The following is a 13,857-nucleotide window of genomic DNA, read 5'->3' as shown; positions in this document are numbered from 1 at the left end:
CATGTCGTATGCCGTGAAGAGTCTGATCGAGGGAAGCAAGGAGCTGATCGCTTTTCGCATCAGCGATCAGGAATTTTGCGTGAACATCATGTCCGTCCGCGAAATCCGCGGATGGACCCAGGCAACGCCGCTGCCGCATGCCCCCCGTTACGTCATGGGCGTCATCAATCTGCGCGGCGCAGTTCTGCCGATCATCGACCTCTCCGCCCGGCTTGGCATGAAGGATGCCGAGCCGACGGCGCGCCACGTGATCATCGTGTCGCAGATGAAGACCAAAGTTGTTGGTCTCCTCGTCGAAGCCGTTTCCGATATCCTTACGATTACCGAGGAGAATATCCAGCCAGTACCGGAAGTCTCCTCCGACCTGGAGAGGCAGTACGCCCGGGGAATTCTCGCGGTCGATAAGCGGATGATTTGCATGATCGAGTTGGACGCCCTCTTCCCAGACCAGGAAAGCGAAGCTGCATGAAGCCTTTGGGCGCCATCGAAAGCCGACAGTCACCGGATGAGGTCCTCGCAAGCGGAGAATATCCGCTGACGCGCCGTGACCTTACCGACATCTCGGCGATGATCTATTCGGATGCCGGGATCTATCTCAACGATTCCAAGGCTTCGCTCGTTTATTCCCGTCTTTCCAAGCATATCCGCTCGCTCGGCCTGCGGGGCTTCAAGGACTATTGCGCGCTGGTCGCGTCGCCGGAAGGTGCAGCCGCCCGCCGCGAGATGCTGTCGCATCTGACGACCAACTTCACGCGCTTCTTCCGCGAGAACCACCACTTCGAGCATCTGCGCGACGAGGTCCTGCCGGGTCTCATCAACCGCGCCAAGAGCGGTGGTCGCGTGCGCATCTGGTCTGCCGCCTGCTCGGACGGGCAGGAACCCTATTCGATTGCGCTGACCGTGCTGTCGCTGCTTCCCAATGTGGCCGACCTGGATTTCCGCATCCTGGCGACCGATATCGACCCGAAGATCCTGGCTGCGGCCCGCGCCGGGGTTTACGACGAGAACGCGCTCGAAACCATGACGCCCGCCATGCGCAAGCAATGGTTTCGGGAGGTCGATGCCGGTGGTCGCCGCCGGTTCCAGATCGATGACCGCGTCAAGAAGCTGATCACCTTCAACGAACTGAACCTGATGGCGCAGTGGCCTTTCAAAGGCAATTTCGACGTCATCTTCTGCCGCAACGTCGTCATCTATTTCGACGAGCCGACGCAGATGAAGATCTGGTCGCGCTTCGCGTCGCTGCTGCCCGAAGGCGGACACCTTTATATCGGCCATTCCGAGCGCGTCTCCGGCGACGCCAAGAACCTGTTCGACAACATCGGCATCACGACCTATCGGCATGCCGGTAAGAACGCAGGGAGGAAAGCATGAGCGCTCCGGCACGGGTCCTTGTCGTTGACGATTCACCCACCATGCGCGGCCTGATCACGGCGGTCCTGAATTCCGATCCGGAAGTGAATGTCGTCGGCCAGGCCGGCGACGCGCTGGAAGCGCGCGTCGCGATCAAGCAGCTCAATCCCGATGTCGTCACCCTCGATATCGAGATGCCCAATATGAACGGGCTGGAATTCCTCGAAAAGATCATGCGCCTGCGTCCGATGCCGGTGATCATGGTCTCCGCCATGACCCATCACGGTGCCAATGCGACGCTGGCCGCTCTCGAGATCGGCGCCTTCGATTGCGTCGGCAAGCCGGCCCCCGGGGATGTTCGCCCCTTCATGGATCTTGCCGAAAAGGTAAAGGCGGCGGCCCGGTCGGGACCGCGTCGGAACGGCCCGGCGCCGGTCATCGCGGCCTCTCCTGCGGCGGAATATCGGGTCGGCAGGAAGGTTGTGGCCATAGGGTCGTCAACCGGGGGTGTGGAAGCCCTGATCGCGGTCCTGCAGAAGTTTCCACAAAACTGCCCGCCGACTGTAATTACTCAACATATGCCTTCCACGTTTACCAAAAGTTTTGCTGAACGGCTTAATCGTATCTGCGCTCCTGTGGTGCAGGAAGCTACCGACGGCGCGCGGCTGGAGATCGGCAGGATCTATCTGGCGCCCGGTGGCGAACGGCACTTGCAGGTGGTCAATCCGTCGGCGCCATGTTGCCGGCTGATCGAAAAGGAACCGGTCAACGGCCACAGGCCCTCGGTGGATGTCCTTTTCGACTCGGTCGCGGACCTGGCAGGCCGCAATGCGGTCGGGGTCATCCTGACCGGCATGGGGCGCGACGGAGCTGCAGGTTTGCTCAGAATGCGTAGCGCGGGCGCACGCACGATCGGGCAGAACGAAAAGACTTGTGTGGTCTACGGCATGCCGAGGGTCGCCCATGAGATTGGCGCCGTCGAGCAGCAACTGCCGCTAGGCGCCATTGGAGAAGAAGTGTTGAAGTTAACTGCCGCCCGAAAAGAAGGTACCGAATAAATGTCTATCGCTGAAAAAATCAAAGTTCTGATCGTCGATGATCAGGTCACCAGCCGCCTGCTGCTCAGCGACGCCCTGACACAGCTCGGCTTCAAGCAGATCACTTCGGCCGGCGATGGTGAGCAGGGCATGAAGATCATGGCCGAACAGCCGCATCATCTGGTCATTTCGGATTTCAACATGCCGAAAATGGACGGTATCGGTTTCCTGCAGGCCGTTCGCGCCAATCCGAACACCAAGAAGGCCGCCTTCATCATCCTCACGGCTCAAGGTGATCGCGCCCTGGTTCAGAAAGCGGCTCAGCTTGGTGCCAACAACGTTCTCGCCAAGCCGTTCACGATCGAAAAGATGAAGGCCGCTATCGAAGCGGTGTTTGGAGCATTGAAATGAATGACGCCGCTGCAGTCAGGCGTGTCCATATCATTCAAGGGGAATATAAGGTCTTAAACGACCCGAATGCCGTTCTCTCCACGATTCTGGGCTCATGCGTGGCTGCTTGTCTTCGCGATCCTGTCGCCGGTATCGGCGGCATGAACCACTTCCTGCTACCCGGATCAGCGGGTTCCATGGCCTCGGGCGGCGATGCGACGCGTTACGGCGTGCATCTGATGGAACTGCTGATCAACGGGCTTTTGAAGCAGGGAGCCCGGCGAGACCGGTTGGAAGCGAAGATATTCGGCGGCGCCAAGACGATTGCCAGTTTTTCGAATGTCGGCGAGCAGAATGCGGCATTTGCCATGCAGTTTCTCAAGGACGAGGGCATTCCGGTCGTCGGTTCCTCGACGGGTGGGGATCATGGGCGCAAGCTGGAGTTCTGGCCTGTGAGCGGCCGGGCTCGCCAGTATCCGCTGACCGGTGCCGAAACGCAGCGGACTGTGGCTATGGAGGAGCGTCCGGTACGCATGCCGCCGAAGCCGGTCGAGAACTCGATCGAGTTCTTTTAAAAAGTCATTTCTCGGGGCGAAGAAAGCCATGAACGACACCGTCAAGATGCCAATCGCTCCCTTTGAGGAATCTCTGCCAGAAGTCCTGATGCGCCTGGTCTCGGAGCTTCATGACGTCGCCTACCTGATCGAACGGGTCGAGCCGCAGCTTCTCGAACTGGGCGGAGAATCCATCCTGCAATCGCCCGACAGCGTGAAAGTCCTGCAGGGCATCGACCTTGCGGTGCAGAAGACCCGCGGCCTTGCGGAATTCGTCGACACGATCACCGGCGGCATCCCCAATGAATGGATGGTCGATGTCTCGACCGCACTCAATCTCGTCAAGCTTGCCGACATGCAGAAGGCGCTGACCAACGGCATGCGCCACGGCCATTCCCAGCCTTTGAGCAAGGCAGCCGGCGATTTCGATTTCTTCTGATCGCCCGCCTGGCATCCGCGTTTCGGCCATGACGGCCGTCTGAAATCGCTAGCCTCCCAATCCCTCCACAATCGTCAAATCCATGCGCCAGCGAAACGCTCGCACAAGCTTCGCTTTCTAAGGTGCGACTGGGCATGGGCTCGAATACCAAGTTGGCGATGTGGGAACAGAATGAATCTGTTGGCTCAATTTTCACAAGTCTTTAAAAATCTGGCCGGTTTAGGTCAGACGCGACTTATTGCTTTGGGCGCTGTCGGCGTCATATCAATTGCGATCGTTATTGCGGCCGCCCTTTTCGTTAACAAGCCCGGTTACGAGACGCTCTATGTCGGCCTCGACAAGGCCGACCTCAACCAGGTGAGCATTGCGCTGGCAGAGGCAAACATGCCTTTCCAGGTCGGCACGGACGGTTCGAGCCTTCAGGTTCCGGCCGGATCCACCAGCAAGGCCCGGCTTCTGCTGGCCGAGCGCGGTCTGCCGAACAGCGCCAATGCCGGTTATGAACTCTTCGACAATGTCGGTTCTCTCGGCCTGACCTCCTTCATGCAGGAAGTCACCCGCGTTCGCGCCCTTGAGGGTGAAATCGGCCGATCGATCCAGCAGATCAGCGGCGTCAATGCCGCCCGCGTCCATATCGTCATGCCGGATGTCGGCAATTTCCGCCGCGGCGAACAGAAGCCGACCGCATCGGTGATGATCCGGGCCGCCTCCACGACCGGCCGCAAGGCTGCTTCGTCCATCCGCCACCTCGTCGCTTCGGCGGTTCCGGGCCTCGATGTCGACGACGTCACCATTCTCGATTCGACCGGTCAGCTGCTCGCATCCGGCGACGAATACGGCGGCAGCGAGATGAACAAGTCGCTGAGCATCGTCCAGAACGTTCAGCAGGAAATCGAGAACAACATCGACAAGGCGCTGGCGCCCTTCCTCGGCATGGACAATTTCCGGTCGAGCGTCACGGCGGCGCTCAATACGGACAGCCAGCAGATCAACGAGACCGTGTTCGATCCGAACTCACGCGTCGAGCGTTCGGTCCGCACCACGAAGGAAGCGTCGAAGTCCCAGCAGAGCCAGGACGACAACGCCACCACCGTGGAACAGAACGTGCCGCAGGCCGCTCCGCCTCCGGGTGGCGCCAATGGTCCGAAATCGTCTGATCAGTCCGACAAGAAGGAAGAGCAGACCAACTACGAAATCAACCAGAAGACCGTCGCCACGACGCGCAACAGCTACCAGATCGAGAAGGTTTCGGTCGCCGTCGTCGTCAACAAGGGCCGGATCGCGAAAATGGTCGGCGAGCCGGCCGACCAGGCCAAGGTCGACGCCTATCTCGCCGAGATGCAGAAGATCGTCGCATCCGCCGCCGGCATCAATTCGGGCCGTGGCGACGTCGTGACCCTGACGGCGATGGACTTCCTCGAAAACCAGCTTCTCGACGAGGCCGCCAGCGGTCCGGGCATCATGGACATGCTGAGCCGCAATGTCGGCGGCATCATCAACTCGCTTGCCTTCGTCCTGGTTGCCTTCCTGGTGGTCTGGCTCGGTCTCCGTCCGCTCATCCGCACCGTCAGCGGCACCAATGGCGTCGGCGACGCGACCGAGGGCGCCGGCCTCGAATTGCCGGACTTCTCTCCGACGACCGGCGCTCCGGCGCTCATGGACGGCTTCGGTTCCGATTTCGGCTTCGACAGCTCGAACGACATGCTGGGTGGCGGCGACGACGACGGTTTCAATCGCCGCGTCAAGGAAGGCCCGGAAAAGCGTCTTGCCCGGATGGTCGAGATCTCCGAAGAGCGTGCGGCGAAAATTCTCCGCAAGTGGGCCCTCGAAAAGGCAGCCTGATCGGGTATCACGAAAATATGATCGCAATGGGCCGGACCTTGTCCGGCCCATTTCTGTTCAGCCCCGACGCGCACTTGGCCGATTTGTCCATGCGCGAATCAACATGAATGTGGCGCAACTGGGGAAATCCGGTGTCGAGGCGATGGTAATTCGCCAAGTGTCTCCTACAATGCCTTTGATTCGTACAACGACTTCCGAAGGTTCCAGGAGGGTGGAGCTGGCGGGAATCCCGGCATGGATGACGAGTGAAGCGACTGTAAACAGTGTCCTTTGGTGAATTCGTCTAATTCGGGGATCGTTTCTGTGGGGGAGGGGTTGTATGAAAGTTGCAATATGCCGCGATGCGCGCATTCATGATGAATGCGCCACCCGGCGGGGAGCAGATAGCGAATGGAGTTGTCGGGGGTAGAAATGATGACGGAGGGGCGCTCCTATGCGGAGTCCGCCGGCTCCAGGGGAATATCGCGTGAGCAGTTGGTCCGCCGTCTTTCGGTTCTGGCGGGTTCCAACAACGTCCAGGCGGTCATGCGTCTGCTTGCCGATTATGTCGGCGCCTCTCATTTTCTGCTGGCCCGTTACGACCTCATTCAGGAACAGGGCCTCGACTTCATAGTCACCTCCAACTGGCCGTTCGATCTGGTGCGGCGCCTTGGCTCCGAGTTGGCAAGCGGTTACGCGCGCTCCACCGAGCTCGAAAAATGCCTCTCGCTTTTGACTCCGAGCTTTGCACTTCTGCCCGACGATATCGTGCCGCCGGATGACATCAGCCGGCAGTACTGCGCCCTGACCTTTTGCGTCGGCAGGACGCGTTTCTCGCTGATGCTGTTGTTTCAGGACGGTATCATCCTGTCGCAGGAGCGGCTGAGGGAGGTTGGCCTGTTCGCCGCCTATGGCGCCAGCTTCGGAGAGAACGCAGACGCCCGGACCGAACGCGATTTCGAACTGACGGAACGCGAGCTGGAATGTCTGTTCTGGATCGCCGAGGGCAAGACCAGCGACGAGATCGCGGTCATCCTTGGCATATCCCGCAATACGATCAACAATTATATTACCAGCGTGATGCGCAAGACGGCAACCAAAACGCGCTCCGAGGCGATAGCCTACGCGGTTCGCAACAACCTAGTTTAGGAAAATAAGCTCAATGGGTTATTCGCGCAGCGGCACGGCAGATGGACCTGGGAGCATCCAGTATCTGCGTCTCCAGCGCGCATCGAGCCGCTCGGACATCTTTCCCAAGCTCATTGCCATGCAGAAAAATCTGAAGGCGCGGAATTTTGCGGTTTTCCGGGTCGCCGGCGCTGGCCTGCCGAACAAGCGCAAGCTCGTCTGCGAGCTTGAGAACTGGGGAGCCGGCGCGCTCGAAAGCAGCAATCAGTTTGTCGGCGCCTATGGCGAGGCGCTGCTGGACCATATCGAAACGTCGCTTCTGCCGCTGATCTGGAACGGATCGGAAAATACCAGCTTTGCGGATGCCGGTGAATTCTCGCCCCTGACGCATCGGCTGGAAGCGGGTGCCGTGCCGTTTTCGGGGATTGCTTTCCCGGTGCGCCTCGGTGCTCTCGGCAACGGCTACGTCGCCTTCTTCGGCACCTCGATGGAGCTGGTGAGCGATATCATCATCGACCAGCATGTCAGAAGCTGCCAGGTGGTCATGGATCTGCTGGCGCTTGACGAACGCCGCAGCGTTCCGGCGGAATCGCTGAGCGAACGCGAAATAGCCTGTCTTCAACTGGCGGGCGACGGTCGTATCAGCGAAGAAATTGCCGAAAAGCTCGGCCTTTCCGTCCACACGGTCAACGCCTATCTCGGTTCGGCGACCATCAAGCTCGATTCGGTCAACCGCATCCAGGCGATCGCTAAGGCGATCCGGCTCGGCTACATCCACTGAACCATTTTGCCCGGTTCTGACCGAAAAGCCGTCGCCGGGTCTCGGAACCTCAGATCTGCGAGCTGCTGGTCTTCACGAACTTGGCTTCCTGGAGGCTCTTTTCCAGGAACGCGGTGTTGTCATGGGGATCTTCGAAGGGGGCCTGGAAGGCAATGTGATCGATCTCTAGCCCTGCCTGCTGGTCGGCCAGCGTCAGGCGCGCGTAGACCGAAACGCCCCGCGGCTTGATTTCCAGGTCGAGAACGACTTCCGGTTTGCCGTTCCATTCCAGCTTGTAGTCGCCGCCTGCACCGAAACTGACGGTGCCCGGATGGAAATAGAGTTCGGCTGCCGAAGAAACGAGGTCGGCGAGACTGCTGTGGCACTCAAGACGTAAAAGTGAGATGAGATCACCCGCATCGAGCAGGCGAAGTTCCGAAGCCACCGGGCTGATTGCTTGTGCGACGATTTCTTCTCGTTCGGTGGAATAGGTAGATTTCATCATGACGCTCAGCGTGTCCGTTTGTTGAGCGACCGGGAAGCGTAGACCCGGTGCACGAGTTCTGCCACAGCCTTGTAAAAGACTGGCGGAATGACACTATCCACCGAGACTTGCGCAAACATGGAGCGCGCCAGGGGCGGATCTTCAAAAACGGGGATGCCGGCTTCCTCGGCGATTTCGCGAATCTTGAGCGCAATCAGGTCCTGGCCCTTGGCAACGACGACCGGAGCGTCGTTTTCCTCGCGCACGTAACGCAGCGCCACGGCAAAATGGGTCGGGTTGGCGATCACCAGCGTTGCGCGCGGCACGTTGTTGATCATGCGCCGGCGGGCGCGGTCGCGCGCCACCGATTTCTGGCGCTGCTTGACGATCGGGTCGCCCTGCGCCTGTTTGTATTCGTCCTTGACCTCCTGCTTGGTCATCTTGAGTTCGTTGTACCAGTGGTAACGCGTCCACAGCACGTCGACGACGGCAAGCAGACCCGCCGACATGACGACGACGATCACCATTCTGCGGACGACTTCGTCCAGCTTGACGAGAATGACCTGCGGCTCCGAGAACATCGCGTCGAGCGTCGAGAAATATTCGCGGCGCAGGGCGAAATACATGATCAGCGCCACGACAAGGATCTTGAAGATCGATTTTGCGAATTCGACGAAGCCGGGGACGCTGTAGATCCGCCCGAAGCCCTTGGAAGGCGAGACGCGTGAGATCTGTGGCCGCACGCGTTCGAGGACCAGCGAGGGCATGTTCTGGGCGAACGAGGAGCCAAGCCCGAAAATGATGAACAGCAGCATCACCGGAATCAGGAACGCCGCGATTGCCCAGCCAAGATGCACGCTCAGCGAGACGACGTCCGTGGAATTTTCGAGCCTCCATTGATCCGGCTGCTCGAACAGGTCCTTCAGCGTCTCGGCCATCTTTGCGATGCCGGAGGGCAGGAAGAAGACGAGGTAGACGTAGAATGCCAGGATCGAGGCGAAAAGCGGCACTTCCCGGGAGACAGGGACGTTACCCTTGTCCGCCGCCTCCGACATTCGTTTGGCGGTCGGGTTTTCTGTTTTACTGTCTTTATCGTCGTCGGACACGGCGTTGAACCAATCGGTCTTCCGGTTGCGAGGACGTGGCTCAAACGAATCGGCCGCCGCCAGCCGCAATGATATCCGATCGCCTGCTAGCCGCTAATCGAGTCAACAAAAAGACTGTGGGCGGTTGGAAAATAACCGGGAAGGGCGGGCTGAAACGAAAACGGAGCGGGATGTTTTCCCGCTCCGCTTTGTTCCTCGTGTCTCGGCTCTTCTGCCTTGGTGGGCAGGTCAGGCGGCCTCGGCGGCCTTGTCGTCTTCCTTCTTTTCTTCCTTGAGAAGGATCTGGCCCGAATTGGCGAGCCGGATCGCTTCCTGCGCAATCGCGCGACGGGCGATCGCCACTTCGCGCGGATTGAGGTTCATGTTCTGGACCGCGAGATCGCTTTCGATCATGCGGCGCTGGCGCGGGCTGATCGCCGAGAGGACACATTCCTTGATCTCGTTGGTGGCGCCGCGCAGCGCCATCGTGAGGATGTCGCCTGCAACGTCGTTGAGCAGCATGACGCGGCTGCGCTGCGGCATGTACATGAGGTCTTCGAAGAGGAAGATCTTCGGGCGGACCTTGTTGACGGACTCCTTGCTGATCGTCTCGAGCGAGTTGAGCAGGGTATCGACCTGGCTCTTGTCGAGTTCGTTCATCAGCTCGGCGACCTTGTTCGAGCCGTTCGAGTTGCGTTCCGCTTCGATTGCCGCGATCAGTTCCATCACCCGGTTTTCGATGATCTGGGCAGCCTTGGGGCTGACTTCCTTCATATTGACGGCGCGGTTCATGATATCGGCGCGGCGGCTGTCGGGAAGCTGGAGCAGAACCTTGGCGCCGAACATCGACGGCATCTGCGAAAGGATATAGGCGACCGTCTGAGGATGTTCGCGCGACAGGAACTTGCCGACGAATGCCGGATCGGCGTCCTGAAGGCGGTCCCAGATATTGGCCTGGTAGTCGTCGAACGCGGCGCGGCGGCCGAGCAGGCCGTCGACTTCTTCCGGCGTCAGCCCCGCTTCGAGAATGCCTTCGATCGCCGCGGCATTGTCCATGAGACCCGTGCCCTCGGTGAACAGGTCCTCGAACTCGTTGACGAGTTCGAGGAGTTCGTCCGGCGGGATCGCGCGCAGCGTCTGAGCACAGGCAATGATATTCTGCAGCTCGGCCTGGGTAAAATATTTGAGAAGCTTGCCGGCGACGCCCTTGCCCATAGCCAGGAGCACTGCCGCGGCCTTTTCGGCCTTGGACAACGGTTTTGTGGAGAGGGCGCCGGCACCGAAATCCTCAAAGTCCATCATGGTCTTCCTTCTCTGTCCCAAACCGGGATCAGGTTCTTCTCGTGCTCAGTACTTCCGTCAGTCTTACGCCGAAACGCGTTTCGTCATTTTCCAGCACGGTGATCTCACCCTTGCCGATGCGGCGTCCGTTGACCACGATCTCCACCGGCTCGCCGATCTTCTTGTCCAGCGCGATCGTCGCGCCTTCCTCGAGGGTCATCAGGCCGGAGACCTGCATGCGGCTCGTCCCGAGCACGATCTCGACGTCGATCGGGATATCCATGATCAGGTCGAGATTGGCGTTGAGCGCGCTGCCCGGTTCCTGATAGGCGGCGCTGCTGGATGGCGAGCTGCCGAAATCATTGCCGCCGAAGCTTTTCGCGCCGCCGAGGCCGCCGGAACCGCCGCCGAAGCTTCCGCCGCCGAATGTGTCCGCCTGTGTTTCGAAACCGCCGCCGAATGAAGGAGCGTCGGCCGAAAAATCACTGGTTGCGGATGCGCCGAAATCCGCATCGAAGCCCGGCACGCCGCCATCGGCATCCGTCTTCAAGACGCCGCGCAGATCGTCGATGGCCTGATCCAGATCGGCGTCATTGCCGAGCGGCATCAGCGAGTCGTCATCGGTGAGAGGTGTCTTCTTCGTAGCCATGCGGTGATTATTCCTGTTGAAACTTGCGTCAGCCTGCCTTGGCGAAAAAAACCGGCAACGGCTGGCCGCGGATCTAGCCTATCAGGTGTTGGAGAATCTCGTCGTCCGTGCTGATGTTATCCTTTACGCGGACTGTATAGCGCTCGCCGGACCGGCCGAATTCGCACGAATACATGTCACGGCCGTTGGCACTGACCTGAACCTGCACATCGCGCTTGTCCTGGAAGGCGATGACGTCGCCGGCGGCGAGGCGCGAGATCGTTCCGAGCGTCAATTTCTGCAGCCGGATGCGGGCTTCGAGGGTGACATGAGAACGGCGTACCTGATCGTTCATGCGGTCGGTCCATTCCTGCTTGGCCTTGGAGCCCTGAGCCTTCGATTTCGGCGCGGTGACCTTGGTCTTCAGGAACGCGCGCTGCGGGATGACGAGGGCGAATTCGGACGTGACCGAACCGAGCTCGAATGCCATGCGGATGGAAACCCCGAATTCCGGGCGCGCCAGATCGTCCGGCCTCGGGCGGTCTTCGGCGTTGTGGGGCCGTTCAAGGCTTGCTTCAAAGCCACCCGGGGCGTTGACGCCCGAGCGCAGCACGTTGGCGATGCGCTCGAAGACCATCACGGCGAGGTCGAGCTCGATATCCGAAAGCGGCCGCTCGATCGGCTGCTCGATCGTGTTCGGCGCAGAACCGAGCATCAGCTCCATGAGCGCGATCACGAAGCTGTTGCCGCAACCGAGCACGAAGTTCGGCGACCAGTTGCGCAGGGAGCCGTCGGAAAGCGCGAAACCATCGCCGAGATCGGCGATGAGGTCGGTCATCAGGCCGGACGTACAGCTCACATAGGAGACGCCGATCCGGATGCCGGTTTCGCTGTGGAAGACGTCCGGCAGGAATTCCGCATAGAGTTGCGCAAACTCGCTGCTGATCTTCTCGACGGTCTTCTTGTCGCCGAGACCTCCGGTCAGTTTTGCCAGGAGCGCCAGGTCCATGCCTGACGCGGTTGATTGAGTTGCTTGGTTCGACGTCATCATGCCGCCTTTTCTCCACCAGGATTCATCATTTCCTGCTCGACCGAGTCGATCGAGGGCCGTTCTTTGTTGGAAATCGTCTTGCGTCCGTATTCGAGCGCGACCTGCGGCACGGAGCCGTTCATGTAGGCAAGCAGGGTCTGCTTGACGATGATGTACAGGCGATGCTGCTTGGTGCGGACGATCTTGATCTGCGAGGTCAGCGGGTTGCAGACCGAATAGGACAGGAAGATGCCGAGCATGGTGCCGACGAGAGCCGCACCGATGAGGCCGCCGAGAACTTCCGGCGATTCGTTGATCTTGCCCATCGCCTTGATAACCCCGAGAACGGCCGCGACGATACCGATGGCCGGGAACGAATCGCCCATCGCGGTGATCGCGTGGTAGGGCTTCATCTTGTCGGCGAACATCGTATTGATTTCTTCGTCCATCAGCGCCTCGATCTCGTGGGAGCGGGCATTGCCGATGATGATGAGTCGAACGTAGTCGCAGATGAAGGCCGTCAGTTCCTTGTTCTTCAGGACCGTCGGAGCAAGCTGGAAGATCGGCGATTCATCGGGATTGTCGATATGCGCTTCGATTTCGTTGCGCGATTTGGTTCTGAGGTCGCGCATCAGCGAATAGAGCACGCCGAGAATGTCGAGGTAGTTACGCTCTTTCGGAACTGCGTTCTTGAACGCCTCGCCGAGCGCTTTGCCGCTGTCCTTCACGACCTTCATCGGATTGGCCATGATGAAGCCGCCGAGACCGGCGCCGCCGATGATCATGAGCTCGAAAGGCTGGATGAGAACGTTGATATGGCCACCCATGGCCATGAAGCCGCCGAGAATACAGCCAACGGTGATGACAAAGCCGATAATAATATTCATCGCGTACCTGTGCCCGATCGTTTTCGTTTGTCTTGGGGATAAGGCTTCTGGCTTGCGTGAAGCTGGCTGTGAAGCCGCTCATAAAAGCAGGCCCCGAACAGCTTCGCACAAGTCTTCGAGCCTAGTTCTGCCCAGGATCGGACCGGATTGCCCGCTCCGCAGCGATGTCCGCCGCTTCCGCGGACTTGGGTAGAGCGACCGTGATTACGACCTATACCAGCTACGCAATGATCAGCCGCGACATGACGAAGTCGCTGGAGCGCGTCGCCGAAAAGCCGGAAGTCGCCCGCGAGACCGAATATTATCTTTCCAAGATCGGCAGTATCAAAACCATCGACGATTTCATGGCCGATACGCGCGTCTACAATTACGCGCTGAAGGCCCACGGTCTCGAGGACATGGCCTATGCGAAGGCGTTCATCCGCAAGGTCCTGACCGAAGGCACCGACAACAAGGCGGACTTCGCCAACCAGCTCTCCGACAGCCGCTATGCGCAGCTGGCAGAGTCCCTCAATTTTGCCGCTTACGGCACGACAGCCACCTCCTTCGACAAGGCCCAGAAGGGCGTCGTCGACAAGTTCCAGCGTCAGACGCTGGAAGAGGATGCAGGCGCCGACAACATGGGCGTCCGGCTCGCGCTGTATTTCGAGCGCACTGCGCCGACGATCAAGTCCGGCATGGAAGTCCTCGCCGATGACGCGCTGTCGGAAGTCATGCGCACGGCACTCGGCATGTCCTCCGACATGATCGGTGCCGACCTCGATCGTCAGGCCAAATACATCGAAGACACGGTCAAGATCGAGGATTTCCAGGATCCGGCCAAGGTCAACAAATTCCTCGAGCGGTTCACGGCCATGTGGGAGATCAACAATCCCACCGAGAGTTACGATCCGCTCGCCGTCTTCAATTCCCCGTCCTCGAGCGGAATTTCCACGGACCTTCTGATCTCGATCAACAATCTGAAACTCGGAGGCAAATGA

General features: G+C 59.7%; 16 protein-coding genes. 10 read left to right on the top strand and 6 right to left on the bottom strand.

Annotated elements, in window-relative coordinates; all coding sequences use genetic code 11:
• Position 1: 1 nt before the first annotated feature.
• The 9 genes from J2X76_RS05030 (at position 2) to visR (ending at position 7,503) form a co-directional block, all read left to right on the top strand.
• Positions 2-469, top strand: a complete 468-nt coding sequence (locus J2X76_RS05030) for a chemotaxis protein CheW (RefSeq protein ID WP_310213777.1) — start codon at positions 2-4, stop codon at positions 467-469.
• On the top strand, positions 466-1,374 hold the full coding sequence (gene cheR / locus J2X76_RS05025; protein WP_113131396.1) for a protein-glutamate O-methyltransferase CheR: 909 nt from the start codon (positions 466-468) through the stop codon (positions 1,372-1,374). The genes J2X76_RS05030 and cheR overlap by 4 nt, the downstream gene beginning before the upstream one ends.
• Positions 1,371-2,411, top strand: a complete 1,041-nt coding sequence (cheB, locus tag J2X76_RS05020) for a protein-glutamate O-methylesterase CheB (protein ID WP_113131397.1) — start codon at positions 1,371-1,373, stop codon at positions 2,409-2,411. The genes cheR and cheB overlap by 4 nt, the downstream gene beginning before the upstream one ends.
• Positions 2,412-2,801: a response regulator gene (locus J2X76_RS05015; RefSeq protein WP_046630657.1), complete on the top strand. Its 390-nt coding sequence runs from the start codon at positions 2,412-2,414 to the stop codon at positions 2,799-2,801. It begins immediately after the preceding gene.
• Positions 2,798-3,355 (top strand): chemoreceptor glutamine deamidase CheD, encoded by a 558-nt coding sequence (cheD, locus tag J2X76_RS05010; RefSeq protein ID WP_113131398.1) that lies wholly within the window; start codon positions 2,798-2,800, stop codon positions 3,353-3,355. The genes J2X76_RS05015 and cheD overlap by 4 nt, the downstream gene beginning before the upstream one ends.
• Positions 3,356-3,383: 28 nt before the next feature.
• Positions 3,384-3,773 carry a hypothetical protein gene (locus J2X76_RS05005; protein ID WP_113131399.1) on the top strand — a complete coding sequence of 130 codons (390 nt, stop codon included), beginning with the start codon at positions 3,384-3,386 and terminating at the stop codon, positions 3,771-3,773.
• Between the two features lie 171 nt (positions 3,774-3,944).
• Complete coding sequence (gene fliF, locus J2X76_RS05000; protein WP_113131400.1) at positions 3,945-5,615, top strand: flagellar basal-body MS-ring/collar protein FliF; 1,671 nt, start codon at positions 3,945-3,947, stop codon at positions 5,613-5,615.
• A gap of 411 nt (positions 5,616-6,026) precedes the next feature.
• A complete protein-coding gene (gene visN, locus J2X76_RS04995) occupies positions 6,027-6,743 on the top strand; it encodes a transcriptional regulator VisN (protein ID WP_310213772.1) in 717 nt (238 codons plus the stop codon).
• Between the two features lie 13 nt (positions 6,744-6,756).
• The gene (gene visR / locus J2X76_RS04990; protein WP_113131402.1) at positions 6,757-7,503 is read left to right on the top strand and encodes a transcriptional regulator VisR; all 747 of its coding nucleotides are present in this window, start codon (positions 6,757-6,759) and stop codon (positions 7,501-7,503) included.
• 49 nt (positions 7,504-7,552) lie between these two features.
• Here visR and J2X76_RS04985 read toward each other — a convergent pair whose 3' ends face one another.
• The 6 genes from J2X76_RS04985 to motA form a co-directional block, all read right to left on the bottom strand.
• Positions 7,553-7,987: a hypothetical protein gene (locus J2X76_RS04985; protein WP_113284408.1), complete on the bottom strand. Its 435-nt coding sequence runs from the start codon at positions 7,985-7,987 to the stop codon at positions 7,553-7,555.
• Positions 7,988-7,992: 5 nt separating this feature from the next.
• Positions 7,993-9,072, bottom strand: a complete 1,080-nt coding sequence (gene flhB / locus J2X76_RS04980; RefSeq protein ID WP_310213768.1) for a flagellar biosynthesis protein FlhB — start codon at positions 9,070-9,072, stop codon at positions 7,993-7,995.
• 228 nt (positions 9,073-9,300) lie between these two features.
• The gene (gene fliG, locus J2X76_RS04975; protein WP_113131404.1) at positions 9,301-10,353 is read right to left on the bottom strand and encodes a flagellar motor switch protein FliG; all 1,053 of its coding nucleotides are present in this window, start codon (positions 10,351-10,353) and stop codon (positions 9,301-9,303) included.
• A gap of 28 nt (positions 10,354-10,381) precedes the next feature.
• Positions 10,382-10,981 carry a flagellar motor switch protein FliN gene (fliN, locus tag J2X76_RS04970; RefSeq protein WP_113284409.1) on the bottom strand — a complete coding sequence of 200 codons (600 nt, stop codon included), beginning with the start codon at positions 10,979-10,981 and terminating at the stop codon, positions 10,382-10,384.
• A gap of 73 nt (positions 10,982-11,054) precedes the next feature.
• Entirely contained in the window at positions 11,055-12,008 is a 954-nt protein-coding gene (locus J2X76_RS04965; protein WP_162732482.1) for a FliM/FliN family flagellar motor switch protein, read from the bottom strand.
• Positions 12,008-12,877: a flagellar motor stator protein MotA gene (gene motA / locus J2X76_RS04960; RefSeq protein WP_113131407.1), complete on the bottom strand. Its 870-nt coding sequence runs from the start codon at positions 12,875-12,877 to the stop codon at positions 12,008-12,010. Before motA ends, J2X76_RS04965 begins: the two co-directional genes overlap by 1 nt.
• A 200-nt stretch (positions 12,878-13,077) precedes the next feature.
• Here motA and J2X76_RS04955 point away from each other — a divergent pair, with 200 nt between their 5' ends.
• Positions 13,078-13,857, top strand: coding sequence for a DUF1217 domain-containing protein (locus J2X76_RS04955; RefSeq protein WP_310213764.1), 780 nt, complete (start codon positions 13,078-13,080; stop codon positions 13,855-13,857).

Origin of the sequence: Neorhizobium sp. 2083 (assembly GCF_031455615.1) — a bacterium.
In the GTDB taxonomy this organism is placed as follows: domain Bacteria; phylum Pseudomonadota; class Alphaproteobacteria; order Rhizobiales; family Rhizobiaceae; genus Neorhizobium.
Note: the sequence above shows the minus strand (reverse complement) of the source record. Positions and strands in the feature narration are given on the sequence as shown.

What these genes read in the sequence shown, in the direction of transcription:
- J2X76_RS04985 (WP_113284408.1), bottom strand. Translation starts at nt 7,987, where the DNA reads ATGATGAAATCTACCTATTCCACCGAACGAGAAGAAATCGTCGCACAA.
- J2X76_RS05030 (WP_310213777.1), top strand. Translation starts at nt 2, where the DNA reads ATGTCGTATGCCGTGAAGAGTCTGATCGAGGGAAGCAAGGAGCTGATC.
- J2X76_RS05015 (WP_046630657.1), top strand. Translation starts at nt 2,412, where the DNA reads ATGTCTATCGCTGAAAAAATCAAAGTTCTGATCGTCGATGATCAGGTC.
- visN (WP_310213772.1), top strand. Translation starts at nt 6,027, where the DNA reads ATGATGACGGAGGGGCGCTCCTATGCGGAGTCCGCCGGCTCCAGGGGA.
- fliN (WP_113284409.1), bottom strand. Translation starts at nt 10,981, where the DNA reads ATGGCTACGAAGAAGACACCTCTCACCGATGACGACTCGCTGATGCCG.
- J2X76_RS04965 (WP_162732482.1), bottom strand. Translation starts at nt 12,008, where the DNA reads ATGACGTCGAACCAAGCAACTCAATCAACCGCGTCAGGCATGGACCTG.
- J2X76_RS05005 (WP_113131399.1), top strand. Translation starts at nt 3,384, where the DNA reads ATGAACGACACCGTCAAGATGCCAATCGCTCCCTTTGAGGAATCTCTG.
- fliF (WP_113131400.1), top strand. Translation starts at nt 3,945, where the DNA reads ATGAATCTGTTGGCTCAATTTTCACAAGTCTTTAAAAATCTGGCCGGT.
- motA (WP_113131407.1), bottom strand. Translation starts at nt 12,877, where the DNA reads ATGAATATTATTATCGGCTTTGTCATCACCGTTGGCTGTATTCTCGGC.
- cheR (WP_113131396.1), top strand. Translation starts at nt 466, where the DNA reads ATGAAGCCTTTGGGCGCCATCGAAAGCCGACAGTCACCGGATGAGGTC.
- fliG (WP_113131404.1), bottom strand. Translation starts at nt 10,353, where the DNA reads ATGATGGACTTTGAGGATTTCGGTGCCGGCGCCCTCTCCACAAAACCG.
- cheB (WP_113131397.1), top strand. Translation starts at nt 1,371, where the DNA reads ATGAGCGCTCCGGCACGGGTCCTTGTCGTTGACGATTCACCCACCATG.
- visR (WP_113131402.1), top strand. Translation starts at nt 6,757, where the DNA reads ATGGGTTATTCGCGCAGCGGCACGGCAGATGGACCTGGGAGCATCCAG.
- cheD (WP_113131398.1), top strand. Translation starts at nt 2,798, where the DNA reads ATGAATGACGCCGCTGCAGTCAGGCGTGTCCATATCATTCAAGGGGAA.